At 69.5% G+C, this 24048-nt stretch carries 24 protein-coding genes; 16 read left to right on the forward strand and 8 right to left on the reverse strand.

Annotated elements, in window-relative coordinates:
- The first annotated feature begins 6 nt into the window (after positions 1-6).
- Genes AC07OH_RS05650 through AC07OH_RS05660 form a run of 3 tightly spaced genes read left to right on the forward strand, consistent with a single transcriptional unit; the run spans position 7 to position 2295 of the window.
- Entirely contained in the window at positions 7-225 is a 219-nt protein-coding gene (locus AC07OH_RS05650; RefSeq protein ID WP_493192396.1) for a hypothetical protein, read from the forward strand.
- Positions 215-1321 (forward strand): tRNA adenosine(34) deaminase TadA, encoded by a 1107-nt coding sequence (gene tadA, locus AC07OH_RS05655; protein ID WP_495299885.1) that lies wholly within the window; start codon positions 215-217, stop codon positions 1319-1321. The genes AC07OH_RS05650 and tadA overlap by 11 nt, the downstream gene beginning before the upstream one ends.
- Positions 1318-2295: an LD-carboxypeptidase gene (locus tag AC07OH_RS05660; RefSeq protein WP_495299886.1), complete on the forward strand. Its 978-nt coding sequence runs from the start codon at positions 1318-1320 to the stop codon at positions 2293-2295. Before tadA ends, AC07OH_RS05660 begins: the two co-directional genes overlap by 4 nt.
- A gap of 52 nt (positions 2296-2347) precedes the next feature.
- Here the strand turns inward: AC07OH_RS05660 and AC07OH_RS05665 are convergent, their stop codons facing one another.
- Positions 2348-2683, reverse strand: coding sequence for a hypothetical protein (locus tag AC07OH_RS05665; protein WP_489056860.1), 336 nt, complete (start codon positions 2681-2683; stop codon positions 2348-2350).
- Between the two features lie 332 nt (positions 2684-3015).
- On the opposite strand from AC07OH_RS05665, the gene AC07OH_RS05670 reads away from it, so the two are divergent.
- From AC07OH_RS05670 to AC07OH_RS05680, 3 genes are all read left to right on the forward strand, one after another.
- Positions 3016-3966, forward strand: coding sequence for an adenylate/guanylate cyclase domain-containing protein (locus AC07OH_RS05670; protein WP_489056859.1), 951 nt, complete (start codon positions 3016-3018; stop codon positions 3964-3966).
- 111 nt (positions 3967-4077) lie between these two features.
- Positions 4078-4428 carry a hypothetical protein gene (locus tag AC07OH_RS05675; protein WP_495299887.1) on the forward strand — a complete coding sequence of 117 codons (351 nt, stop codon included), beginning with the start codon at positions 4078-4080 and terminating at the stop codon, positions 4426-4428.
- Between the two features lie 185 nt (positions 4429-4613).
- On the forward strand, positions 4614-4844 hold the full coding sequence (locus AC07OH_RS05680) for a hypothetical protein (RefSeq protein WP_489056857.1): 231 nt from the start codon (positions 4614-4616) through the stop codon (positions 4842-4844).
- A gap of 17 nt (positions 4845-4861) precedes the next feature.
- On the opposite strand, the gene AC07OH_RS05685 is transcribed toward AC07OH_RS05680, so the two are convergent.
- From AC07OH_RS05685 to AC07OH_RS05705, 5 genes are all read right to left on the reverse strand, one after another.
- Entirely contained in the window at positions 4862-5221 is a 360-nt protein-coding gene (locus tag AC07OH_RS05685; RefSeq protein ID WP_070060569.1) for a response regulator, read from the reverse strand.
- Between the two features lie 85 nt (positions 5222-5306).
- Positions 5307-6524, reverse strand: coding sequence for a hybrid sensor histidine kinase/response regulator (locus AC07OH_RS05690; protein WP_495299888.1), 1218 nt, complete (start codon positions 6522-6524; stop codon positions 5307-5309).
- A complete protein-coding gene (locus AC07OH_RS05695; RefSeq protein ID WP_492683760.1) occupies positions 6514-7128 on the reverse strand; it encodes a chemotaxis protein CheB in 615 nt (204 codons plus the stop codon). Before AC07OH_RS05695 ends, AC07OH_RS05690 begins: the two co-directional genes overlap by 11 nt.
- On the reverse strand, positions 7125-7955 hold the full coding sequence (locus AC07OH_RS05700) for a CheR family methyltransferase (protein WP_062480071.1): 831 nt from the start codon (positions 7953-7955) through the stop codon (positions 7125-7127). The genes AC07OH_RS05695 and AC07OH_RS05700 overlap by 4 nt, the downstream gene beginning before the upstream one ends.
- Before the next feature lie 47 nt (positions 7956-8002).
- Entirely contained in the window at positions 8003-11503 is a 3501-nt protein-coding gene (locus AC07OH_RS05705; RefSeq protein ID WP_495299889.1) for a response regulator, read from the reverse strand.
- A 141-nt stretch (positions 11504-11644) separates the two neighbouring features.
- Between AC07OH_RS05705 and AC07OH_RS05710 the strand changes: the two genes are divergently transcribed.
- From AC07OH_RS05710 to bioD, 6 genes are all read left to right on the forward strand, one after another.
- Positions 11645-13987 (forward strand): ATP-dependent DNA helicase, encoded by a 2343-nt coding sequence (locus AC07OH_RS05710; protein WP_495299890.1) that lies wholly within the window; start codon positions 11645-11647, stop codon positions 13985-13987.
- The gene (locus AC07OH_RS05715) at positions 13965-14585 is read left to right on the forward strand and encodes an alpha-ketoglutarate-dependent dioxygenase AlkB (protein ID WP_495299891.1); all 621 of its coding nucleotides are present in this window, start codon (positions 13965-13967) and stop codon (positions 14583-14585) included. The genes AC07OH_RS05710 and AC07OH_RS05715 overlap by 23 nt, the downstream gene beginning before the upstream one ends.
- Before the next feature lie 83 nt (positions 14586-14668).
- Entirely contained in the window at positions 14669-14953 is a 285-nt protein-coding gene (locus AC07OH_RS05720; RefSeq protein ID WP_495299892.1) for a plasmid stabilization protein, read from the forward strand.
- A gap of 298 nt (positions 14954-15251) precedes the next feature.
- Entirely contained in the window at positions 15252-16679 is a 1428-nt protein-coding gene (gene bioA / locus AC07OH_RS05725; RefSeq protein ID WP_495299893.1) for an adenosylmethionine--8-amino-7-oxononanoate transaminase, read from the forward strand.
- Positions 16663-17895, forward strand: coding sequence for an 8-amino-7-oxononanoate synthase (gene bioF / locus AC07OH_RS05730; protein ID WP_495299894.1), 1233 nt, complete (start codon positions 16663-16665; stop codon positions 17893-17895). Before bioA ends, bioF begins: the two co-directional genes overlap by 17 nt.
- Positions 17892-18653: a dethiobiotin synthase gene (bioD, locus tag AC07OH_RS05735; RefSeq protein ID WP_495299895.1), complete on the forward strand. Its 762-nt coding sequence runs from the start codon at positions 17892-17894 to the stop codon at positions 18651-18653. Before bioF ends, bioD begins: the two co-directional genes overlap by 4 nt.
- On the opposite strand, the gene AC07OH_RS05740 is transcribed toward bioD, so the two are convergent.
- A complete protein-coding gene (locus AC07OH_RS05740) occupies positions 18636-19688 on the reverse strand; it encodes an aldo/keto reductase (protein WP_495299896.1) in 1053 nt (350 codons plus the stop codon). The two genes, bioD and AC07OH_RS05740, sit on opposite strands and share 18 nt — an antisense overlap.
- 236 nt (positions 19689-19924) lie before the next feature.
- Here AC07OH_RS05740 and AC07OH_RS05745 point away from each other — a divergent pair, with 236 nt between their 5' ends.
- Together AC07OH_RS05745 and AC07OH_RS05750 are read left to right on the forward strand one after the other, a co-directional pair.
- Positions 19925-20908, forward strand: a complete 984-nt coding sequence (locus AC07OH_RS05745) for an AraC family transcriptional regulator (protein ID WP_062482185.1) — start codon at positions 19925-19927, stop codon at positions 20906-20908.
- A 175-nt stretch (positions 20909-21083) separates the two neighbouring features.
- Positions 21084-22313, forward strand: coding sequence for a class I SAM-dependent methyltransferase (locus AC07OH_RS05750; protein WP_307638263.1), 1230 nt, complete (start codon positions 21084-21086; stop codon positions 22311-22313).
- A 21-nt stretch (positions 22314-22334) separates the two neighbouring features.
- Here AC07OH_RS05750 and AC07OH_RS05755 read toward each other — a convergent pair whose 3' ends face one another.
- On the reverse strand, positions 22335-22541 hold the full coding sequence (locus AC07OH_RS05755) for a dodecin (RefSeq protein WP_062482179.1): 207 nt from the start codon (positions 22539-22541) through the stop codon (positions 22335-22337).
- Positions 22542-22717: 176 nt separating this feature from the next.
- Here AC07OH_RS05755 and AC07OH_RS05760 point away from each other — a divergent pair, with 176 nt between their 5' ends.
- Positions 22718-22918, forward strand: coding sequence for a hypothetical protein (locus AC07OH_RS05760; RefSeq protein ID WP_062482175.1), 201 nt, complete (start codon positions 22718-22720; stop codon positions 22916-22918).
- Positions 22919-23033: 115 nt separating this feature from the next.
- The gene (locus tag AC07OH_RS05765) at positions 23034-24041 is read left to right on the forward strand and encodes an LLM class flavin-dependent oxidoreductase (RefSeq protein ID WP_495299897.1); all 1008 of its coding nucleotides are present in this window, start codon (positions 23034-23036) and stop codon (positions 24039-24041) included.
- The last annotated feature ends 7 nt before the right edge of the window (positions 24042-24048 follow it).

Consider the following 24048-nt stretch of genomic DNA (forward strand, 5'->3'; position numbering starts at 1 on the left):
ATGCGGATGTTCGGTTTGATCGGCCTCGTGCTCGCGCTGGTGGTTGTCGGGCTGCTGGCGAAGCAGCAGCTGTCCCGCACCGCCATTGCCAAACAACCGGCCGCGCCTGGCGTGTCGGCCCCTGCGGCTGTCGATGCGCGCACGCAAGCGCAGCAGGTCCAGCAACAGGTCAAGGACGCCCTCGACGCCGCGGCCCAGGCCCGCAAGATGCCCGATGACAACTGAGCCAGCGAACGACGCGCACTGGATGGTGCTCGCGCTGCAGGAAGCGCAGCGCGCGGCCGATGCAGGCGAGGTGCCGGTGGGCGCGGTGCTGGTGAAGGACGGGCAGGTCATCGCGACCGGCCGCAACACGCCGGTGGCGCAGCACGACCCGAGCGCACACGCCGAGATCAACGCATTGCGCGCTGGCGCCGCCGCGCTCGGCAACTACCGGCTCGACGGCTGCGAGCTGTTCGTCACGCTCGAGCCCTGCGCGATGTGCGCGGGCGCCATGCTGCATTCGCGGCTGGCACGCGTGGTGTTCGGCGCCGCCGACCCCAAGACCGGCGCCGCGGGCTCGGTGCTCGATCTGTTCGCCGAGCCGAAGCTGAACCACCACACGCGGGTGCAGGGCGGCGTGCTGGCCGACGACTGCAGCGCGGTGCTGCAGCGCTTCTTTCAGCAACGCCGCAGCGTCGCGCGCGCGCTGGCCGAGCCGTTGCGCGACGATGCCTTGCGCACGCCCGCGGAACGCTTTGCGGCGCTCACCGATTTCGGCTTCGCGCCGCATCACGTCCAGGACCTGCCAATCTTGCAGGGCTGGCGCCTGCACTGGATCGACGAGACCGGCTCGGTCGGCGGCGACGGCCGCGTGGCCGATGCCCTGTGCCTGCACGGCCCGGGCGAGTGGGGCTACTTCTTCCGCCACCTCGTCGGCACGCCCGGCCTGCGCACGCTGGTGCCTGACCTGATCGGCTTCGGCAAGAGCGACAAGCCCAAGCGCGAGGCCACGCACCGGCTCGAATGGCACCGCGACGTGCTGCTGGCGTGGCTCGACCAAGTCCATCCCGAACCGCTCGCGCTGGTGTACAGCGCGGCGGGCGGCGAATTGGCCGCGCTGCTGCAAACGGCGGCGCCGGGCCGTTTCACCGCGACGTTCGCCACACCCGACTGCGGCGTGCGCGCCAAGGACGCCTGGCGCGCGCCGTTCCCCGACCGGGGCTACGAAGCCGCGCTGCGGGCGCTCGGTCCGCGTGCCGCATCGGGCGGGCCAACGGCGGCGCAGGCCCCCCCCCTGGCCCGGCAGATCCGGGACGCAATGGGATACTCGACGACGTGACGTCCAAACATATCTACATCTATTCCCCCTCCAGTGCCATCCGTGACAAGGCCGCCTTCCGGCGCGGCGTGGCGCGGCTGAAGGCTCTGGGCCATGAAGTCGAAGTCGATGAAGCCGCGCTCTCGGCGCACCAGCGTTTCGCAGGCGACGACGCCACCCGGCTCGCCGCCGTCTCGCGCGCAGCCGCGAGCGGCGCCGACGTGGCGCTGATCGCGCGCGGCGGCTACGGCCTCACGCGCATCCTCGACGCGCTGCCGTACAAGGCGCTGGCCAAGGCCATCGACAAGGGCACCGAGTTCGTCGGCTGCAGCGACTTCACGGCCCTGCAGAACGCACTGCTGGCCAAGAACGGCGCCGTCACCTGGTCGGGCCCTGCGGTCGGCGAAGACTTCGGCGCCGAAGGCGGTGCCGATGACATCATGGAAGCCTGCTTCGACGACCTGTTGAGCGGGCAGGGCGAAGGCACCGGCTGGCGCATGCCGGCGCGCGATGCCGAGCTCAAGGTCAAGCCGATCGAAGACGCCGTGCTCTGGGGCGGCAACCTCTGCGTGCTGACCAGCCTGCTGGGCACGCCGTACTTCCCGGTGGTCGACAAGGGCGTGCTCTTCATCGAGGACACCAACGAACACCCGTACCGCATCGAACGCATGCTCGACCAGCTGAAGCTCTCGGGCGTGCTGGCGCGCCAGAAGGCCGTCGTGTTCGGCCAGTTCACGGGTGTGCGCAACATCGCCGGCTACGACCGCGGCTTCGGCATGAACACGGTGATCGACCGGCTGCGCGCCAGCCTGAGGAAGGTGCAGGTCATTGCCGGCCTGCCGTTCGGGCACGTGCAGACCAAGGTGCTGCTGCCGGTAGGTGCGAAGGTGGCGCTGGCCGCCGAGGGACGCGACGTGTTCCTGGTGTGGGGCCATCGGCATGGCCACCATGACCATGATCACCACAGTCACGACCATCACGGCCACGAGCATTGAGCCAGCACGCAGGCGGCCACCGGTGCCGCTGCGATGCCGGCCGATCAGGACATCACTGGTTGGTGAAACGCTGATGGACGCGCGGGCCCATCGAGCCGGGCAGGCCGCCCTTGAACATGCTGTTGATGTCTTTCATCTGGCGTCGCGCGGCCGATTCGCCGTCGATGGCGCTGAGCGCAACCATCACGTCCTGACGCAGATACCAGAGGGTCTCGACATCGCCGGCGAAGCGCACGCGTTGGCTGATGCGCTGGATCGATTGGCCGCCGCGTCCTTGAAGCACCGACAGCATCGCCATGCGAATGCGGCCAAGCTGACTTTCCGCAACCTGCCGCGATCCCAGGCCGGGTACGTTCAGGAGCTGAAAAAGGCGGCGAAAGAGCAGCATGTCACGAAAAGCGTATTGCCGGGAGCTGAGACGGTCGCTACCTTAAGCCTCAGTTGGCCGAGACACAAGATGTGAAACACCGTTTCTTGTTTGCAAACAACAAGCTTTAGCGGTCTCTTTTGTTGTCATTTGAGTTTTGAGTCCAAAAGTATTAAAAAACTTTAGAACTCACCGGCACGATGCGGCAGTGGGCCCGGGTCGTGCAGCGTCAACACGAAGCTTCTGCGGATCGTTCCTTGCATGTGATGGCGCATGTCGGGGAAACTTCTCGCAGGAGCGGCGAAAGGTCCAGAGCAACATAACCAGCGCTTGCTGCCACAAGAAAAAACAGTATGGGTGTCAATTCCACAGTCGTTTTCGCGGACTTGACCGGAAGTACCAGGGTCTTCGAGGCCATGGGGAATGCACGTGCCACCGAGACAGTGACGCGGCTGACCCAATGGATCGGGCGTGTGTGCGAGGCCCACGGCGGCCGGGTCGTGAAGTCGTTGGGCGATGGCGTGTTCGCCATCTTCACGAGCGGCGCTGCCGCGACGCACGCGGTGATCGAGCTGCAGCGCTACCACCAGAAGCGCCTGGCCGGCTGGCCCGTGCCGCTGCGCATGGCGCTGCAGATCGGCGTGGCCAGCGGTGACGTGGTCGAGGTGGAGGGCGACTGCTTCGGCGACGCCGTCAACCTGGCTTCGCGCCTGAGCGACCTGGCCGGCCCCGGCCAGATCTGGGTCACCGAGACGGTGATCATGCAATTGCACGAAGGTGCCGTGCAGCACCGCGACCTCGGGCCCATCAGCATCCGCGGGCGCAGCGAGATGTCGATCGTCCACCGCATCGACTGGCAGGAAGACCTCACCAGCTTCCTCACCGTGCCGGCCGCGCTGCTGCCGGCGCGGCTGCCACCCGATTCCACCTTCGGCCACATCGAGCTCGCGTGGCTCGACGTGCGCTCGATGTTCCGCATCGACCAGTTGCCCATTCACCTGGGCCGCGTGGGCGACGCGCAGTTCGTGGTCAACGACCCGCGCGTGTCGCGGCTGCATGCGCGCATCGAGGTGCGGCAGGGCAGTTGCGTGCTGATCGACGTCAGCACCTACGGCACCTGGGTGCGCTTCCATGGCAACGGCGGGCCGAGCAACGAGATCGCGCTGCGGCGCGACGAGTGCGTGCTGCACGGCCGCGGCGAGATCGGCCTGGGCGCGCCGCTGAGCGACTTCAGCGCGCCGACCATCGCCTTCAACACGACCGGCGACGACGTGATGCTGTCGCGCCGCGCGATCGTCGACTGAAAATTCCGTTCACGTTTGGCAACCAGCTGGTGCGCTTCGAGGTGCACCACGCGGGGGCGTGTGGCGTTGCAGGACCACGCCGGCGCCGTTCGCGCCAGGCCTGGAGCCACCATGCATTCCCCAAGTGATTCTTCCGTTTTCAGATGGGCCGCACTGGCCGCGATGGCGGCCGGCGCGCTGCTCGCCACGGGCGCCGCCAGCGCGCGCACGAACTGGTCGGTGCAGATCGGCACGCCCGGTGCGGTCTATGCGCCGCCGTACTACGTGCCGCCGCCCGTCTATGCGTACCCGGCCCCGATCTACTACGAGCCGCCACCGCCGCGGGCCTACTACCGCCCGCCGCCGCCCGTGTACTACCGGCCGGCCCCGATCTACGTCCCACCGCGCGGGCGCCTCTACTACGGCCCCGGCTATCCCTACCGTGCGCCGAACGACGACGACGAGGATGACGACCGCGATTGACCCGCCACCCGCAAGCGTGCGGGCATGCCAATTCTTGGCGTGAACTCTGACGAAAACGTCACATTCAGTCACATTTGTAAGGTCAAAGAATTCATTTCATGCCCGGAAGACTCTTTCGGTCCGGGGCATGACACTTGCCTTGGATCGTTCAACCGGCGCGGAGGGCGTCGAAGGAGCGACAAAAAATGCAGACCAGCGTTCGGCCTTTCACCGATGTCGAGGCCGCCATGGCGGCGGTCGAGGCCCTGGACGGCGAACTCCGAAAGTTCGAACTGGCCGTGGGGGACAACCTCCAGGACAGCATCGGTCTGCAGATGGCGCAGATCACCGACCGTGCGCTCGCACGCGGCTGGGAACCCAGCGGCTTCATCCAGAAAGACGGCTTTCGCCTCTACCGCTACCGCGCGATGCGCTGAAAGGCGAGGGGGCTTGCTCAGCCCGGCGCGAGGATGCGCTCGAGCGCCCCGATGTCGATGGGCTTTTGCAGGTGGTGGTCGAACAGCACCTCGCCCGGCGCCGCATTCGCAGCGTCCCGTTCCGAAAAACCAGAAATCGCCACCAGCAACCGCGGCGTGCCTTCAGCCGCGGTGGCACGCAGCCGGCGCGCCACTTCGGTGCCCGGGAAGTCGGGCAGGGTGAGGTCGATCAGCGCCGCATCGAAGCGCTCGCCGGCCGCAGCGTCCAGCGCCTGTTGCGCCGTGTAGGTGCAGCGGGCGGTGTGATCCTGCAGCGTCAGCAGCTCCCGCAGCAGGTCGGCTGCGGCCTCGTTGTCGTCGACGATCAGCACATTCACAGTTGTTTTCTCTCGGCATCCATTGATTGCGATCCCGCAGTATCGACGCAGCGCCTACGGGAAACCGTAACAGGGGCCTCGTTTGTTACTTCTCGGCGTCCGGCGCGGCAGCGGGCGTCTGCAGCGGCAGCTCGACGAAAAAGCGCGCGCCGTGGCCCGGCGTGCTCTCCACGCCGATGCGCCCCGCATGCAGGCTCACGATCTTGTGCGTGATGTACAGGCCCAGGCCCAGGCCGGCCGCATGCTTGCGGCTGACGTCGGTGCGCTCGAACTGCTCGAAGATGCGCTGGTGGTCCTCGGGCGAGATGCCGATGCCCTGGTCGCGCACGCTCACGACCGCCTGGTCGCCGTCCTGGCGCACCGTCATCTCGACCGGCTTGCCGCCGCCGTAGCGCAGCGCGTTGGTCAGCAGGTTGGTCAGCACCTGTTCGATGCGGAACTCGTCCCACACGCCGCGCAGCGCCGGGGGCGCGTCCAGGCTGATGGTGCAGCCCGCGGCCTCGGCCTGGTGGCGCAGGTTGTCGACCACGGCGCGGGCCAGCTCGGCCAGGTCGACCGGCTTGGTCTGGATCGACAGCGCATCGCGCCGCAACCGCGTCACGTCGAGCATGTCGTCGATGAGCCGCACCATGTTGCGGATCTGCCGCTGGTCGCGCTCGATCATGGTGGGCAGCTTCTCGGGCGAGAAGCTGTCGAGCTTGCCCTTGGACAGGTGCAGCTGCCGCAGCTGCGCCTCCAGGTAGAGCGTGTTCAGCGGCGTGCGCAGCTCGTGCGACACCATCGACATGAAGTCGTCGCGCATGCGCACCGCGCGTTCCAGCTCGCGCTGCGTGTGCTGCAGCTGCTGCACCAGCTCTTCCTGCTTGCGATGCGCGGCGGCCAGCGATTCCATTTCGTGGCGCAGCGCCTTGCGGTGCTGGTGCAGGTCGACGAACACGCTCACCTTGCTGACCACCGCATGCGGATCGAGCGGCTTGTGCAGGAAGTCGACCGCGCCGCTTTCGTAGCCCTGGAAGGCGTAGTTCATCTCGCGCCCGGCGGCGCTCACGAAGATGATCGGGATGTGCCGCGTGCGCTCGGTGCCGCGCATCAGCTCGGCCAGCTCGAAGCCGTTCATGCCGGGCATCTGCACGTCGACGATGGCGAGCGCGAATTCATGCTCCAGCAGCAGCGCCAGTGCGGCCTCGGCCGAACCAGCGCGGTACACCAGCCGCCCGGGCGCGCGAATCAGCGCCTCGAGCGCCAGCAGGTTCTCGGGCAGGTCGTCGACGATCAGCAGCTTGCTTTCGACCTCAATGGGCATGGGCGGGCTCCAGTAGCTGCAGCAGGATGCGCAGGTCGCGCAGCCGAAGCACGTGGTCGGGGGTGTGGCGCGCAATGGCGGCGAGGGGCATGGTGGGAACCAGGGCTTCTTTCGGGTCTTGCACGGCGGTGAGCCCGCCGGCGCGGTGGATGCGCAGCAGGCCTTCGGCGCCGTCCTCGTTGGCGCCGGTCATGAGAAAACCGGCCACCGACGACCCGTAGGCGTCGGCGGCGGAGGCCATGAGCACGTCGATGGACGGGCGCGAGAACAGCACCGGCGGCTCGCAGCTCAATGAAAAGCGGCGCCCGCGCTCGATCGACAGGTGGTAGCCCGGCGGCGCGAAGTACAGGCAGCCGTCCACCAGCGGCATCTTGTCGAGCGCCTCGTGCACGGGAATCGGCAGGCGCTGCGCAAAGATCTCGGCCAGGTGGCTCTCGTGCGATTCGGGCAGGTGCAGCACCACCGCCATCGGAATTCGCCAGTTGGCCGGCAGGCCGTCGAGCACCGCGCTGAGCGCGTCGATGCCGCCCGCCGAGGCGCCGAGCACCACGGCCTCGACGCGGCGAACCGGAAACGGACGGTGCTGCGTGCCGGCGCGCTTCATGCGACCTTGCGGTAGATGCGCTCGGCGCGCGCGTGGGCGTCGAAGCGGTCGGCGTAGCCCGAGAAGTCGATGCTCTCCTTCGAACCCAGACCGAGAAAACCGCGGTGCGACAGCGACTCGTGGAACAGCCCGAGCGCGCGGTCCTGCAGCTGGCGGTTGAAGTAGATCAGCACGTTGCGACACGACACCAGCTGCGTCTCGGCGAACACGCTGTCGGTGGCCAGGCTGTGGTCGGCAAAGATCACGTCGGCGCACAGCGAGGGGTCGAAGCGCGCGGCCTCGTAGGCGGCGGTGTAGTAGTCGGAGAACGCGCTCAGGCCGCCCGCGCGCTGGTAGTTGGCCGTGTAGCCGCGGATCGCCTCGAGCGGAAAGATGCCCTGGCGCGCCTTCTCGAGCGAGGCCGGGTTGATGTCGGTGGCGTAGATCTGCGTGCGCTCGAGCAGGCCTTCCTCGCGCAGCAGGATGGCCAGCGAGAACACCTCTTCGCCCGTGCTGCAGCCCGCCACCCACACCTTGACCGACGGGTAGGTGTGCAGGATCGGCACCACGTGCCGGCGCAGCGCCAGGAAGTAGGCCGGGTCGCGGAACATCTCGCTCACCGGGATGGTCAGGAACTGCAGCAGCTGGCCGAACAGCGCCGCGTCGCGCAGCACGCGGTCCTGCAGCGCCGAGATGCTGGGCAGCTCGAGCTGCTCCAGCGCATACAGCACGCGGCGCTTCTGCGAGGCCGTGGTGTAGTTGCGGAAGTCGTAGCTGTACTTGAGGTAGATGGCCTCCATCAGCAGGCGCAGCTCGATCTCGGTGTCGCTCAGCGGCTGGGGCTGCATGGGGGCGGTGGCCGGGTCCTGCAGCGCGGCGGGAAGGGGCTTGCGGGTCACAGGCGCTCCATCTTCGGCATCCACACGCGCAGCAGCGAGAACAGGCGCTCCAGGTCCACCGGCTTGGCCAGGTAGTCGCTGGCGCCGGCGGCCAGGCACTGGTCGCGGTCGTCTTTCATGGCCTTGGCGGTGATGGCGATCACCGGCATCTTCACGAAGCGCGGGTCGGCGCGCAGGCGGCGCGTGGCTTCCAGGCCGTCCATCTCCGGCATCATCACGTCCATCAGCACGAGGTCGATCTCGCTGACCTGGTCCAGCCGCTCCAGCGCTTCGCGGCCGTTGCGGCCGATCTCGACCGTGGCGCCGCGCTGCTCCAGCGCGCTGGTGAGCGCGAAGATGTTGCGCACGTCGTCGTCCACGAGGAGGATGGTGCGGCCCTCGAAGATGCGGTCGCGCCCGCGCGCCGTCTTCAGCATGCCCTGGCGCTCGCTGGACAGCGAAGCCTCCACCTTGTGCAGGAACAGCGTCACCTCGTCGAGCAGCCGTTCGGGCGAGCGCGCGCCCTTGATGATGATCGAGCGCGAGTAGCGTTGCAGCTCGGTTTCTTCGTCGCGCGTGAGGTTGCGCCCGGTGTAGACGATGACCGGTGGGAACGACACGATCTCTTCCGCCGCCATGGCCTTGAGCAGCTCGCTGCCCTGCATGTCGGGCAGCCGCAGGTCGGTGATCATGCAGTCGAACACGCGCGTGCGCAGCAGCGCCAGCGCCTCCTCGCCGGAGCCGACGGCGACGATCTCGATGTCGTCGTCGCCGATCAACTTGATCACGCTCTCGCGCTGCAAGGCGTCGTCTTCCACCAGCAGCACGACCTTGACCTTCTGCGTGAGCTTTTCTTCCAGCCGGCCGAACACCTTGGTCAGCTCCTCGCGCGTGGCCGGCTTCAGCGCGAAGCCGATGGCGCCCATGTGCAGCGCCGCGGCCTGTGCGTTGTCGGCGGCCGAGACCACGTGGATCGGGATGTGGCGCGTGTGCGGCGAGTCCTTGAGCTTTTGCAGCACGTCCAGGCCGGTGCTGTCGGGCAGGCGCATGTCCAGCAGGATCGCGTCGGGCACGAACTGCGTGGCCAGCTCGAAGCCGTCGGCCGCACCGTGCGCCACCAGGCAGCGGTAGCCCAGCTCGTGCGCCAGGTCGTACAGGATGTGGGCGAACTGCGGCTCGTCCTCGATGACCAGCACGCGGCGCACCTGGTCGCGCGGGATCGAGCGGTCGTCCGCGAAGCGCGGGGCCGGCACCACGGGCGCGGGGGCAGGGGGTGCGAGCGGCGGCGGCGACAGCACGGCGGGCGCATGCGAGGGCGAGGCGCTCGACACCGACCGCAGCGTGCCCACCGGCACGGCCGGCGCCGGCATCGTCTGCGGCGCGCGCGGCGGCAGCTGCAGCGTGAAGGTGCTGCCCTGGCCGGCTTCGCTCTTCACCGTCAGCGAGCCGCCCAGCAGCTGCGTGAGGTCGCGCGAGATCGACAGGCCCAGCCCTGTGCCGCCGTAGCGCCGGCTGGTGGTGCCGTCGGCCTGGCGGAAGGCCTCGAAGATCAGCTCGTGCTGCTGCGGGTCGATGCCGATGCCCGAGTCGTGCACCGCAAAGGCCGCGCCGCCGTCGGCCGTGGCCGACACCGTGAGCGCCACCTCGCCGCGCTCGGTGAACTTGATCGCGTTCGACAGCAGGTTCTTCAGGATCTGCTCCACGCGCTGCCGGTCGGTGACCAGCAGGGCCGGCGCGTCGGGCCGCAGCTCCAGACGGAACTCCAGGTTCTTGTCGGTCGCGAGCGGGCGGAAGGTGCTTTCCAGGCTCTGGGCCAGCTTGTCGAGCGGCACCTCCTCGGGCACCAGTTCGAGCTTGCCGGCCTCGACCTTGGCGATGTCCAGGATGTCGTTGATCAGCACCAGCAGGTCGTTGCCCGAGGCGTAGATCGATTCCGCGAACTTCACCTGTTCGAGCGACAGGTTGCCCTGCGGGTTGTCGCCCAGCAGCTTGGCCAGGATGAGTGCACTGTTGAGCGGCGTGCGCAGCTCGTGCGACATGTTCGCCAAAAACTCCGACTTGTAGCGGCTGGCGCGCTGCAGCTCGTCGGCGCGGTCTTCCAGGTCGCGCTGCACGCGGCGCAGCGCGGTGTTGCGCTGGTCGAGTGCTTCGGTGCGTTCCGACAGCTGGCTGTTGGTCTGCTCCAGCTCGGCCTGCTGGTTCTCCAGCATGGCCTGCGAGGCGCGCAGGGCGCGCGACTGTTCTTCGAGCTCTTCGTTGGCGGTGCGCAGCTCTTCCTGCTGCACCTGCAGTTCCTCGTTGAGCTGCTGGGTCTCGGCCAGCACGTCCTGCAATTGCTCGCGGTAGCGCGCCGCCGCCAGCGAGGTGCCGATGTCGTCGGCCACCAGGTCGAGCAGTTCGCCGCTGCGCGCGTCGGGCGTGCCGGGCAGGCCCAGCTCGACCACGCCGTTGACGGCGCCGTCGCTCGCCACCGGCAGCAGCAGCACGGCCTTGGGCGCCATCTCGCCGAGGCCGGAGTTGACCTTCAGGTAATCGGCCTGCACCGGGTCGATCAGCATGCGGCGCTGCTCGGCCGCCGCCTGGCCGACCAGGCTTTCGGTGGGCGAGAACACCTGCGGCGAGGCCTCGGCTTCGCTGGAGAAGCCGTAGCTCGCGGCGCGGCGCAGCGGGCCGTGGCGTTCGCGCACATAGAGCGCGCCCACCGAGCTGCCCAGGTGGCGCGAGAAAAACGCGAGGATCTTGCGGCCCATGTCCGGCGCGCTGAGTTCGCCGACCAGCTCGCCCACCAGCTCGGTCTGCGCGTTGCGCAGCCAGGCCTCCTGCGACAGGCGCTCGGCATGCGCCGCCTGCTCGGCCAGCACCACGTCGTAGCTGTCGGACAGCCGCATCAGCTGGCGCCGCCCGAAGTACGACACCAGCCCCGAATACACCAGCGTGAACAGCAGGAACAGGCCGACCACCCACCAGCTCGTGCGGTTGGCCTCGTTGTTGCGCTGGAAGCGCAGCGTCTGCTCGGTGTCCATGAAGGCCGTGAACTCGGCGCGCATCTCGTCGGTCAGGTGCTTGCCGCGGCCCAGCCGGACGGTGGCCTGCGTGTCCTGGCCCGCACGGCGCGCTTCGATCATCTCGCGCGAGAACGCCAGCCACGACTCCTGCAGGCCCGCGATGCGCTCGAGGCGCTCCACCTGCCGGCGGTTGTCCGACACCAGCTGGCGCAGCGCGTCCGTGTCGGACTTCAGGCGCGGCTCGGCGTTCTGGTAGGGCTCCAGGAAGGTCTCTTCGCCGGTGAGCAGGTAGCCGCGCATGCCGGTTTCCATGTCGATGGAGCGGCGCTGCAGTTCGCTGGCGGCGCGCGTGACCTGGTCGGTGTGCTCCACCCAGCTGATGGTCGACAGCAGATACAGGATCAGCACGACGAACGCCACGGCGCCGACCAGGCCGCCCAGCAGCGGCAGCTTGAGGTTGCGCCCCAGCAGGCGGTCGAATTCGACAGGGTCGATCGCGGAGGGAGTTTTCATGAATGCATTTGTAAGCAAAACTTGCCAAGTCTTGCCGAAAAACAGGGCCGAACCTGTCGGAGAAGGCCCCGATACGGCTGTATGTCACGCTTTGCTACGGGTCGCTCTCGCTATACTGTTGTTTCATACAGTATCGGCAGCATGCCTTCCGAAGCCCGCTTTCTCCCGCCGTCCGCCGCCGTCCTGGCGGCGCACGTCGTGTCCGTCAAGGCCTTGTGCGCCTTCGGCGCCAAGGCGGGCGATCTCGACCTGCGCTTCGTGCCCGCGCCCAGCGCGCTCGAAGGCATGGCCGGCCACGCGCTGGTGCAGGCCCGGCGCGGCGGCGACTACCAGAGCGAGGTGCCGCTGGCCACCACCTGCGGCACGCTGCGCGTGCGCGGCCGGGCCGACGGCTACGACCCCGCGCAGGCGCGGGTGGAAGAAATCAAGACCTTCCGCGGCGACTTCGACGCCATCCGCGCCAACCACCGCGCGCTGCATTGGGCGCAGGTGCGCTGCTACGGCTGGATGCTGTGCGAACAGGAAGGGCACGAGCACCTGACCGTCGCGCTGGTCTACCTCGACCTGGCCAGCGGCGACGAAACCGTGCTCGAAGAACAGCACACGCGCGACACCCTGCGCACGCACTTCGAGACCCTGTGCGCCTGCTACAGCGACTGGGCACAGCGCGAGGCCGCGCACCGCGGCGCGCTCGACGACGCACTGACGCAACTCGAGTTTCCCCACGCCGACTTCCGCACCGGCCAGCGCGAACTGGCCGAGGCGGTCTACCGCGCCGCCGTGGGCGGGCGCTGCCTGCTGGCGCAGGCGCCCACCGGCATCGGCAAGACGCTGGCCACGCTCTTTCCGCTGCTCAAGGCGCGCGCGGCGCACAAGCTCGACAAGGTGTTCTTCCTCACCGCCAAGACCTCCGGGCGGCCCGTGGCGCTGGATGCCTTGCGCGTGCTGGGGCAGGGCGGCGCCCACCGGCCGCGCGTGCTCGAACTCGCGGCCCGCGAGAAGGTCTGCGAGTACCCCGACCGCGCCTGCCACGGCGAGGCCTGCCCGCTGGCGCGCGGCTTCTACGACCGCCTGCCGGCCGCGCGCGCCGAGGCCGCGCAGGTGGGCTGGCTCGACCGCGAGGCGCTGCGGCGGGTCGCGCTCGCGCACGAGGTGTGCCCCTATTTCCTGGCGCAGGAAATGACGCACTGGAGCGACGTCGTCGTGGGCGACTACAACTACTACTTCGACGGCAGCGCCTTCCTGTTCGCCAGCATGAAGGACGCCGGCTGGCGCGTCGCCGTGCTGGTCGACGAGGCGCACAACCTGCTGGAGCGTGCGCGTGGCATGTACACCGCGAAGCTCGAAGGCGCCGCGCTGGAGGAAGCCCACCGCGCTGCGCCCGCCGCCGTGCGCGGCCCGCTGGCGCGGCTGTTCCGCGAATGGGACACGTTGCAGCAGGCGCAGACCGCGGACTACGACACGGCCGACGAGATCCCCGAGCGCTTCCTGCGCACCCTGCAGGCCGCCAACACCGTGATGGCCGAGCACTTCGCCGCCACGCCCGATGCGGCGCAGGGGCCGCTGCAGCGCTTCTTCTTCGATGCACTGCACTTCGCGCGGCTGGCCGAGGTCTTCGACGACCACTCGGTGTTCGAACGCACGCTGGGCGCCACGCAGGAGCAGCGCGGCCTGGCCATCCGCAACCTCGTGCCCGGGCCCTTCCTCGAAGGCCGCTTCGCCGACGCGGTGTCGGTCACCTGCTTCTCGGGCACGCTCGCGCCGTTCGCGTTCTACCGCGACGCGCTCGGCCTGCCCGAAGACACGGCGCTGCTGGACGTCGAATCGCCGTTTCGCGGCCAGCAGCTGCGCGTCGAGGTGGCGACCGGCGTTTCCACGCGCTTTCGCGACCGCGCCGGCTCGCTGCGCCATGTGACGGACATCATCGGCGCGCAGTTCGAGCGCCTGCCCGGCAACTACCTGGCCTTCTTCAGCAGCTTCGACTACCTGGACAAGGCCTGCGCCGCGTTCTCGCTGCGCCACCCCGGCGTGCCCGTGTGGACGCAGACGCGCGGCATGCGCGAAACCGACCGCCACGATTTCGTCGCGCGCTTCGAAGAAGGCGGGCAGGGCATCGGCTTCGCCGTGCTCGGCGGCGCCTTCGGCGAGGGCATCGACCTGCCGGGCAGCCGGCTCATCGGCGCCTTCGTCGCCAGCCTGGGGCTGCCCCAGTACAACGAACTCAACGAGATCACGCGCGAGCGCATGCAGTCGCGCTTCGGCAAGGGCTACGAGTACACCTACCTCTACCCGGGCCTGCAGAAGGTGGTGCAGGCCGCCGGCCGCGTGATCCGCACCGAGGCCGACACCGGCGTGCTGCACCTGCTCGACGACCGCTTTGCGCGCGCCGAGATCCGCGAGCTGCTGCCGCGCTGGTGGCATGTGCAGCTGGCCGGGGAGGCCGGGCAGGCCGGGGAAGACGATGCGCGCCACCCGACGCCTTGAACACGCCGGCCAGCCCGACCTGTTCGGCGAGGCGCCCGCGGCGGCCATCGAGGGCCTGCGCTACGAACCCGGGCTCCTGTCGCACGACGAGGAGGCCGGTCTGCTGCGCATCGTGCAGGGTCTGCCGCTCAAGGAGATGCGCTACAAGGAATACACGGCGCGCCGGCGCGGCACCAGCTTCGGCGGCAGCTACGACTTCGACACCAACCGCCTCAAGCCCGGCGCGCCGCTGCCCGAGGCGCTGCACCCGCTGCGCGCAAAGGCCGCCGCCTGGGCGGGCCTGGCGCCCGAAGACCTCACCCACATGCTGATCGCCGAGTACCGCCCTGGCACGCCGCTGGGCTGGCACCGCGACGTGCCCGACTTCGAGGACATCGTGGGTGTCTCGCTGTGCGGCGACGCGGTGATGCAGTTCCGGCCCTACGTGCCCGGCGCGCCCGCGTCGGGGCCAGCCGCGCTCGACGTCCTCGTCGAGCCGCGCTCCGTGTACCTGCTGCGCGGGCCGGCGCGCTGGGCCTGGCAGCACGCGATCGCGCCGACCGAGGCGCTGCGCTACTCGATCACCTTGCGCACCCGCTCGCGCGCCAGACTGCGCTGACGCGCAGCGCCTGCCTCTTCCGACCCACGGCGCGGGGCGACGGGCCAGCATGGGAAGCGTCTCAACCTGAAGGAGCGATGCACATGCCACGAGGCGACAAGTCGTCCTACACGGACAAGCAGAAACGCAAGGCCGAGCACATCGAGGCAGGCTACGAGCACCGCGGCGTGGCCAAGGGCGAGGCCGAGCGCCGCGCCTGGGCCACGGTGAATGCCGAGAGCGGCGGCAAGGCCGAGAAGCACGGACCTTCGCGCAAGGGCGGGCGCCTCGGTGGCGCCGCCGCGGCGAACCGCACCGCCGCCGAACGCTCGGCCTCCGCGAAGAAGGGCGCCGTCACGCGCAAGCGCAACGCTGAGAAGCGCGGCTGAGGATGGTTGCGAATACCAGCCATATCGTCTGTCCGAAAATCGAAGTCCACCCATCGCGCACCCTGAAAAGCGGACATTCCTTCGCCATCTGTGACGGCAGCCGGACAACTTGCATCGGCCCTGCGTCGGCGCGCCTCCGCACGAAGTCGCCAGCTTGCGCGACGTTGCCCTGAACGCACGCGCTACACCGCCCAACCTCGGTCATTCCGCCTTCTTTTTGCACGCGTTCCGGGCGTTTGCCGGGGCGCGTTCGCGTCGATACGATCCGCCGCCTTGCCCTCCAGAAAGGAACGCGCGGGTGCATCCCTCGAACGTTTTCTCCCCCACGACCGCGCCAGCCGCCGCAGGTGCCGATGCCGCCAATGCCAACGCCGACTGGCAACAGCGCAGCCGCCGCCATGTCTGGCACCCCTGCACCCAGAGCATCCGCCTCGACGTGGCGCCGCCGCTGCCCATCGCGCGCGGCGAGGGCGTCTGGCTGACCGACCACGAAGGCCGGCGCTACCTAGACGCCACCAGCTCGTGGTGGGTCAACCTGTTCGGCCACGCGCACCCGGCGATCAACGCCGCGCTGAAGGCGCAGCTGGACACGCTGCCGCACGTGATGCTCGCCGGCTGCACGCACGCGCCGGCGGTCGAGCTGGCCGAGCGGCTGGCGGCGCTCACGGGCCATGCGCTGGGCTATTGCTTCTATGCCTCCGACGGCGCCTCGGCCGTGGAGATCGCGCTCAAGATGAGCTTCCACGCCTGGCGCAATGCGGGCCGCGCCGGCAAGCGCCGCTTCGTCGCGCTGCGCGGGGGCTACCACGGCGAGACGCTGGGCGCGCTGCACGTCACCGACGTGCCCGTGTTCCGCGACGCCTATGCGCCGCTGCTCGCCAGCGCGCACCTCGTGGCCTCGCCCGATGCGCGCGCCGCGCGGCCCGGCGAAGACGCCGCTGCGGTGGCGAACCGCGCCGCCGACGAGCTCGAGGCGCTCCTGGCCGCGCAGCACGACAGCATCGCCGCCGTGATCGTCGAGCCGCTGGTGCAGTGCGCCACCGGCATGGCGATGCACGATCCGGCCTACCTGCGCCGCGTGCGTGCGCTGTGCGACTGCTTCGGCGTGCACCTGATCGCCGACGAGATCGCGGTCGGCTGCGGGCGCACCGGCACCTTCTTCGCGTGCGAGCAGGCCGGCATCTGGCCCGACTTCCTGTGCCTGTCGAAGGGCATCAGCGGCGGCTACCTGCCGCTGGCGCTGGTGATGACGCGCGAGGCCATCTACCAGGGCTTCGTCGACGACGACGCCGCGCGCAGCTTCCTGCATTCGCATTCCTACACCGGCAACGCGCTGGCCTGCCGCGCGGCGCTCGCCACGCTCGATCTGTTCGAGCAGGAAGACGCGCTGAACCGCAACCAGGACCGCGCCGCACGCCTGTTCGCCCGCCTGCGCGAAGGGCTGGCCGGACACGCAATCGATCACCTGCGCCAGCGCGGAATGATCACGGCCTTCGACGTGCGCGAGCCCGGCGCGCGCTTCGCCGAGCGCTTCCACCTCGCGGCGCGCGACCACGGCCTGCTGATGCGGCCCATCGGCGCCACCGTGTACCTGATGCCGCCGTATGCCATCGCCGACCACGAGATCGACCAGCTCGTGGACGGCACGCTCGCCACGCTCAAAGCCGTCACTACCGCACCCGGCGCCCGCGCCGACGAAGGAGCCCGCGATGCTGCGCTTGCTTGAACGACTGCAGGACGAGATCACCGCGCTCGACGCGCGCTCGCTGCGCCGCCGCCGGCAGATCGCCGAGACCGCCTGCGCGCCCGAGCAGATCCTCACGCTGGCCGGCGCCAACGCGCCGCGCACCATGCTCGGCTTCAGCAGCAACGACTACCTGGGCCTGGCCGCGCACCCCGCGCTGGCCGAGGCGCTGGCCGAAGGCGCGGCGCGCTACGGCACGGGCAGCGGCGGCTCGCACCTGATCCTGGGCCACTCGCGCGCCCATGCGCAGCTCGAGGAGCGGCTGGGCGAATGGATGGCGCCGCACATTCCCGAGGCGCGCAGCCTGTTCTTCTGCACCGGCTACATGGCCAACCTGGCGGTGCTGTCGGCGCTGGGCGACGGCGAGGCGGTGATCTTCTCGGAGACGCTGAACCACGCCTCGCTGATCGACGGCGCGCGGCTGGCCCGTGCCCGCGTGGAACGCTACCCGCACTGCGACCTGCAGGCGCTCGACGCGCAGCTGGCCGCCTGCGACGCGCCGGTCAAGATCATCGTGAGCGACGCCGTCTTCAGCATGGACGGCCACATCGCGCCCGTGGCGGGTCTGCTGGCGCTGGCCGAGCAGCATGACGCCTGGCTGGTGATCGACGACGCGCACGGCTTCGGCGTGCTCGGCGCCACCGGGCGCGGCGCGCTGCAGGCGCTGGCGCTGCGCTCCGAGCGGCTGGTGCTGATCGGCACGCTGGGCAAGGCGGCCGGCGTGTCGGGCGCCTTCGTGGCGGCGCACCGCACGGTGATCGACTTCCTGGTGCAGCGCGCGCGGCCCTACATCTTCACCACGGCCGCGCCGCCGGCGGTGGCGCATGCGCTGCTCACCAGCCTGGCACTCATCGAGGGCGAGGAGGGCATGCGCCGCCGCGCGCAACTGCGCGCCCGCATCACCCAGCTGCGCAACGGCCTCAAGCAGGTGCTGCCGGCCGACGGCAGCGCCTGGCTGGCCGATTCGCCGACCGCGATCCAGCCGCTCATCGTGGGCGACAACGCGCGCGCCATGCAGACCATGGAACGGCTCGATGCGCACGGCCTGCGCGTGGGCGCGATCCGTCCGCCCACGGTGCCTGCCGGCACCGCGCGGCTGCGCATCGCGCTGTCGGCCAGCCACACCGAGGCCGACGTGGCGCGGCTCATCGGCGCGCTGGGCGAGGCCCTGGCCGAACCATGGCCGGAGGCCGCATGACGACGGCAGCAGCTGCGGCGACACAGCGCCGCTGGTTCGTCACCGGCACCGACACCGGCGTGGGCAAGACGCTGGTGAGCAGCGCCATGCTCGCGCTGCTGGCCGCCTCGGGCCTGCGTGCGGTCGGCATGAAGCCGGTGGCAGCGGGGCTCGATGCCATCGACGGCGAATGGCGCAACGAAGACGTCGAGCGCCTGCAGGCGGCCGGCAACGTCGACGCGCCACTGGCCTGGCGCTGCCCCTACGTGCTGAAGGCGCCGATGTCGCCGCACCTGGCGGCGCGGGAAGAGGGCGTGCAGGTCGCGCTGCCCGTGCTGCTCGATGCCTTCGAGCGGCTGTCGGCGCAGGCCGATGCGGTGGTGGTGGAAGGCGTGGGCGGCTTTTGCGTGCCGCTGGGCGACGACCTGGACACGGCCGACCTCGCGGTGGCGCTGGGCCTGCCCGTGATCCTCGTGGTCGGGCTGCGGCTGGGCTGCCTCAACCACGCGCTGCTCACCGCCGAGGCGATCCGTGCGCGCGGGCTGGTGCTGGCCGGCTGGGTCGCGAGCGTGGTCGAGCCGCAGATGCTCTCGCCCGAAGGCAACCTGCAGACGCTGCGCGCCCGGCTCGGTGCGCCGCTGCTGGGCGTGGTGCCGCACCTGGCAGAGCCCTTGGCGGCGCGCGCCGCCGAACACCTCGACCTGCGCGCGCTGCGGGCGAGCGCGGCGCATGCCGCGCGTCGCACCGAGGCCCCGCTCGTGTCAGCCGCGACGGCCTGAATCGGCCAGCCGCTGGGCGCGCACGCCGCCCTGGCGCGCGAGCATCCAGCCCGGGTACTCGGGCGCCAGCGCGCTGGCCCTGTCGATCGCCGCGAGTTCGTCGGCCGTGAGCCGCACCTCGGTGGCGGCGATGTTGTCGTCGAGCTGGTCGATGCGCTTGGCGCCGACGATCACGCTGGTCACCACCGGCTGGTGCAGCAGCCAGGCCAGCGCGATCTGCGCCACCGACACGCCGCGCGGCTCGGCGAACTGGCGCATGAGGTCGATGCAGTCGTAGGCGCGCGCCACGTTCACCGGCGGAAAGTCGAAGCTCGCGCGGCGGCTGCCTTGCGCGGTGGCGGTGTGGCGGTCGACCTTGCCGCTGAGCAGGCCACCGGCCAGCGGGCTCCAGACCATCAGGCCGAGCTGCTCGCTGCGCAGCATCGGCACCAGCTCGCGCTCCAGGTCGCGTCCGGCCACGGTGTAGTAGGCCTGCAGCGACTCGAAGCGCGCCAGCCGGTCGCGCTCGGCGATGCCCAGCGCCTTGGCGATCTGCCAGGCGGCCCAGTTCGACACGCCCACGTAGCGCACGTGGCCCTGGCGCACGAGGTCGTCGAGCGCGCGCACCGTTTCCTCGATGGGGGTGATCGGGTCGATGCCGTGGATCTGGTACAGGTCGATGTGGTCCAGCTGCAGCCGCTTCAGGCTGGCCTTCACGCCGTCCATGATGTGGTAGCGCGAGGCTCCGGCCGAGTTCACGCCCTTGCTGCCGGTTTCGCCCAGCACCTTGGTCGCGACCACCACGCGGTCGCGCGGCACCTTCAGGTTCTTCAGCGCCTGGCCGGTGATGGTTTCGGACAGGCCCTCGGAGTACACGTCGGCCGTGTCGATGAAGTTGATGCCGGCGTCGAGCGAGCGGGCGATGAGGCCTTCGGCCTCGCCTTGCTGCAGCTGGCCGATGTGGTCCCAGATGCCCGGCGCGCCGCCGAAGGTCATCGTGCCGAGGCAGAGTTCGGAAACCAGGAGGCCGGTGCGGCCGAATTGGCGGTATTGCATCGAAAGTTGTCCTTTGCGGGTGGAGGGGCCGTCCGGCTTGACGAATGGCCGGCGGTTGCGAAAAAGTATCCCGCCGGCGCGCCCCCGCGGGCGAGCGCGTTTCTGCAAAGTCTTTGCCTATTTCTCCAGACCTCGTGCGCAGGCCGTGCGAAGGAGAGGATGCGACGCTAAGCTGCGGGCAGCCCAATCCTCCATGGCCGCCACCGCGGCCGCTCCCCTTTGTCAGAGGCCTACCCATGTCTGATGAAACCCCCGACACCGCCACCGTCCTCGCCATGCCGATGCCGCTGGAACCCGAACTCGATGCCGCCCGCGAAGAGCTGGTGCAGCTCATCCGCCACATCACGCGCGGGCAGGACGGCACGGTCGAATGCGCCGTGCCCGGCCTGCAGGTGCACTGCATCAGCAAGCCCGACGGCCCCAAGCACGGCTTCGCCACGCCGGCGCTGGGCCTCATCGCGCAGGGCTCCAAGCGGATCATCGTGGGCGACGACATCTACGTGTACGACCCCATGAACTACCTCGTCACCTCGGTCGACCTGCCGGTGTGCGGCCAGGTGTGCGTGACCAGCGAGAACGAGCCCTACCTGGGCGTGCGGCTGGAGCTGGCGCTCGACGAGATCGGCGACCTCATCGGCGACGAAAAGCTGCCGGCCAAGGCCAACGCGCCGGCCTCGCGCGGCATGTACGTCAACCGCATCGCCATGCCGGTGCTGGAGCCCGTGCTGCGCTTGCTGCGGCTGCTCGACACGCCCGAAGACATTCCGATCATGGCGCCGCTCATCAAGCGCGAGATCATGTACCGCCTGCTGGTGAACGGCGAGGGCGCGCGGCTGCGCCAGATCGCGCTGCACGACAGCCACACGCAGCGCATCGCGAAAGCCATCAGCGCGCTGCGCACGAACTACGCGCAGTCGCTGCGCGTGGAAGACATGGCGCGCGCGGTGCACATGAGCGTGTCGTCGTTCCACCACCACTTCAAGGCCGTGACCGCGATGAGCCCGCTGCAGTACCAGAAGCAGCTGCGCCTGCAGGAGGCGCGCCGCCAGATGCTGATCGCCGGCACCGACGTGGCCAGCGCCGCGCACAACGTAGGCTACGAAAGCCCTTCGCAGTTCGCGCGCGAGTACGGCCGCATGTTCGGTGCGCCGCCGCTGCGCGACAAGCGCCGCTGGCTCGGCGAGGCCGGCAACGACGCGACCTCGATGGAAGCCGCGTAGGCATTGCATCGGTCGCATTGCATCGGTCGCATCGCGCCCGTGCGCCTATAGCACCTGCCGCGATTTCTTGCGTCGTCGCGGCCATGCAGGTTTCGCAAATTCTCGCTATCGTTTTGTTCGCTGCAGCACCCGTCCGCCCGTGGAGGCGGGACTACTCAACAACTCGGAGAGATGCATGCTTTGGGAAAAGAAGCTGGCGCAGTGGAGCGCCGCGGTTCGCGCACGGGCCAACCTGCCCGCGCGGCTCACCTTGTGGGACGGCCAGTCCTACGACTTCGGTGACTTCAGCGGACCGGCGGTCACGCTGCACGTGAAATCGCCCGCGGCGCTGTCGCTGATGCTGCAGCCCACGCTCGACAACCTGGGCGAGGCCTACGTCAAGAGCAAGATCGACATCGAAGGCAAGCTCAGCGACGTGATCGACATCGCCTACGGCCTGGCGAAGACCTCGCTCGACAAGCCCGGCGGCGCGCTGCAAAGCATGGCCCGCTACTTCGCGCACACCAAGTCGTCGGACAAGAAATCCATCGAGTACCACTACGACGTGTCCAACGCGTTCTACCAACTCTGGCTGGACGCGAACATGGTCTATTCGTGCGCCTACTTCGAGAACGGCGACGAAGACCTGGCCACCGCGCAGCTGAAGAAGATCGACCACATCCTCACCAAGATCGAACTCCAGCCCGGGCAGACGCTGCTCGACATCGGCTGCGGCTGGGGCGCGCTGGTGATCCGCGCGGCGCAGAAGTTCGGCGCGCGCTGCGTCGGCGTCACGCTGTCGCAGAACCAGTTCGACCTCGCGACCGAACGCGTGAAGGCCGCAGGCCTCGCAGACCGCATCGAGATCCGCCTGCAGGACTACCGCGACGTGACCGGCCAGTTCGACCGCATCACCAGCGTCGGCATGTTCGAGCACGTGGGCCGCAAGAACCTGCCCGAGTACTTCAAGCGCGTGCAGCAGCTGCTGGCCGACGACGGCATCGTCATGAACCACGGCATCACCTCGTCCGACCCCGAGGGCGGCGGTGTGTCGTACGGCGGCGGCGACTTCATCGACCGCTACGTGTTTCCCAACGGCGAGCTGCCGCACATCAGCCTGGCGCTGCAGGCCATGCAGCAGGGCGGGCTCGAAGCCTTCGACGTGGAGAACCTGCGCCGCCACTACGCGCAGACGCTGCGCCACTGGAGCGACGCCTACGAGGCCCATGCCGACGAGGCGCGCGCGCTCGTCGACGAAGAGAAGTTCCGCATCTGGCGCATCTACCTTGCGGGCTGCGCCTATGCCTTCGAGAACGATGACGTGGCGATCTACCAGATCGTCGGGCGCAAGGCGGGCAGGGCGGCAAGCACGCTCCCGTGGTCGCGCCGCTATATCTACGACGGCACCTCGGCGCTGCGCGCCTGACCCGTCAAGGCCGCGTTGCGGCTACTCGAGCGTGAAGCCGATCTTCACCGTCACCTGCCAGTGCGCGACCTTGCCGTCGACCACGTGGCCGCGCGTCTCGGTGACGGTGAACCACTGGATGTTGCGCACCGTCTCGTGCGCCTTCGCGATGGCGGTCTGCACCGCGTCCTCGATGCTGGTCTTGGACGAGCCCGTCAGCTCGAGCGACTTGTAGACATGGTTCGACATGGCGGCTGCTCCTTGGGTGGTTGCGTGCCCATCGTAGCCATCGCATGGGGGGCGGGGCAACACCTTTGGGCGCGCGGATGCGATGCAAACCGCATCAGGACATTCGCAATCCGTCGTTGGCAACGGCGGGTGCGCTTCGCAGAATCGGCGGCATCGAACCAGGGAAACCGCCCGCCATGCCACTGCACACCGTCGCCTCTTCATCCCCGGCCGCACAGGCCCGCCACGTCCTCGCGCTGACCGCCATCGCCTGGTGCATCGCGCCGGCGTCGCCGCATGAAGTGGCACGCCGCGCACCGCACGGCCATGTGCCGCTGCGCGTGCGCAGGCGGCTGCACGCCACGGCGGTGGCGGCCCTTTTGCCCTATGCATGGTGAGCCGCGCGACCCCGCAAATTCCAGATATCGATAGAGGAATTCAGCGCAAACGGCCCGTGCGATGGCTCGCAGAATTTGAAGCACACCCGCTTCCACTGCGCCATCGCCGAACACCGTGTCCTACTCGCTCTCCCTGCTCGACAAGAGCCTGATCCCCGAAGGTGCCGACGCCACGCAGGCGTTCCAGCACACCATCGCGCTGGCCCGGCGCGCCGAACGGCTGGGCTACCGGCGCTACTGGCTGGCCGAGCACCACGGCAACCGCACCTACGCGGGTTCGGCGCCCGAGGTGCTGGCCTCGCACCTGCTGGCCAAGACCTCGCGCATCCGCATCGGCACCGGCGGCGTCATGCTGCAGCACTACAGCCCGTTCAAGGTGGCGGAGACCTTCAAGGTGCTGGCCTCGCTGGCGCCGGGCCGTGTCGACCTGGGCATCGGCAAGGCGCCGGGCGGCCTGCCGCTGACCAGCAAGGCGTTGCAGTCGCTGCATGACCCGGTGAAGGCAAAGGCCCTCGATTTCGAAGCGCGCCTGCGCGAGCTCGATGCCTTCCTGCACGACGGCGTGCCCGCCGACCATGCGCTGGCCGGCGCGGTGGCCACGCCGTTCCCGCCGGTGGCGCCGCAGCGCGTGCTGCTCGGCGGCAGCCCCGAGAGCGCGCTGCTCGCGGCACGGCTGGGCTGGCAGTTCGTCTACGCGGGCCACTTCAACGGCGACCCCGTGAACATCGGGCAATCGATCGACGCCTACCGCGGCGCGACCGGCCGCGCGCCGCTGCTCGCGCTGTTCGCCTTCGCAGCGGAGACGCACGACGAGGCTGCCGAGCGCGTGGGCGCGCTGCGCAGCTTCCGCGTGACCTTGCCCACGGGCCAGAGCGTGAACCTGCCCAGCCTCGAAGCCGCCGCCGAGTTCGCGCGGCAGGCCGGCGCGAGCGACTACCGCACCGAGGAACGGCGCCCGCACGTCATCGCCGGCACCGGCGACGAGGTGCGCGACGCGCTCGAAGCCCTCAGCGCGCGCCATGGCATCGAGGAGTTCGTGATCGACATCCCGGTGGCGGACTTCGGCGCGCGCGCCACGGCGGTCGAGCTGCTGGCGCAGGCCCGCGAGCCCGCACTGGCCTGAGTTTTTT

The organism is Variovorax sp. GW821-FHT10C12, assembly GCF_059415405.1.

Coding starts and splice junctions, on each gene's coding strand:
- AC07OH_RS05650 (WP_493192396.1), top strand. CDS start 7: ATGTTCGGTTTGATCGGCCTCGTGCTCGCGCTGGTGGTTGTCGGGCTG.
- tadA (WP_495299885.1), top strand. CDS start 215: ATGACAACTGAGCCAGCGAACGACGCGCACTGGATGGTGCTCGCGCTG.
- AC07OH_RS05665 (WP_489056860.1), bottom strand. CDS start 2,683: ATGCTGCTCTTTCGCCGCCTTTTTCAGCTCCTGAACGTACCCGGCCTG.
- AC07OH_RS05670 (WP_489056859.1), top strand. CDS start 3,016: ATGGGTGTCAATTCCACAGTCGTTTTCGCGGACTTGACCGGAAGTACC.
- AC07OH_RS05675 (WP_495299887.1), top strand. CDS start 4,078: ATGCATTCCCCAAGTGATTCTTCCGTTTTCAGATGGGCCGCACTGGCC.
- AC07OH_RS05680 (WP_489056857.1), top strand. CDS start 4,614: ATGCAGACCAGCGTTCGGCCTTTCACCGATGTCGAGGCCGCCATGGCG.
- AC07OH_RS05690 (WP_495299888.1), bottom strand. CDS start 6,524: ATGCCCATTGAGGTCGAAAGCAAGCTGCTGATCGTCGACGACCTGCCC.
- AC07OH_RS05695 (WP_492683760.1), bottom strand. CDS start 7,128: ATGAAGCGCGCCGGCACGCAGCACCGTCCGTTTCCGGTTCGCCGCGTC.
- AC07OH_RS05700 (WP_062480071.1), bottom strand. CDS start 7,955: ATGCAGCCCCAGCCGCTGAGCGACACCGAGATCGAGCTGCGCCTGCTG.
- AC07OH_RS05705 (WP_495299889.1), bottom strand. CDS start 11,503: ATGAAAACTCCCTCCGCGATCGACCCTGTCGAATTCGACCGCCTGCTG.
- AC07OH_RS05710 (WP_495299890.1), top strand. CDS start 11,645: ATGCCTTCCGAAGCCCGCTTTCTCCCGCCGTCCGCCGCCGTCCTGGCG.
- AC07OH_RS05715 (WP_495299891.1), top strand. CDS start 13,965: ATGCGCGCCACCCGACGCCTTGAACACGCCGGCCAGCCCGACCTGTTC.
- AC07OH_RS05720 (WP_495299892.1), top strand. CDS start 14,669: ATGCCACGAGGCGACAAGTCGTCCTACACGGACAAGCAGAAACGCAAG.
- bioF (WP_495299894.1), top strand. CDS start 16,663: ATGCTGCGCTTGCTTGAACGACTGCAGGACGAGATCACCGCGCTCGAC.
- bioD (WP_495299895.1), top strand. CDS start 17,892: ATGACGACGGCAGCAGCTGCGGCGACACAGCGCCGCTGGTTCGTCACC.
- AC07OH_RS05740 (WP_495299896.1), bottom strand. CDS start 19,688: ATGCAATACCGCCAATTCGGCCGCACCGGCCTCCTGGTTTCCGAACTC.
- AC07OH_RS05745 (WP_062482185.1), top strand. CDS start 19,925: ATGTCTGATGAAACCCCCGACACCGCCACCGTCCTCGCCATGCCGATG.
- AC07OH_RS05750 (WP_307638263.1), top strand. CDS start 21,084: ATGCTTTGGGAAAAGAAGCTGGCGCAGTGGAGCGCCGCGGTTCGCGCA.
- AC07OH_RS05755 (WP_062482179.1), bottom strand. CDS start 22,541: ATGTCGAACCATGTCTACAAGTCGCTCGAGCTGACGGGCTCGTCCAAG.
- AC07OH_RS05760 (WP_062482175.1), top strand. CDS start 22,718: ATGCCACTGCACACCGTCGCCTCTTCATCCCCGGCCGCACAGGCCCGC.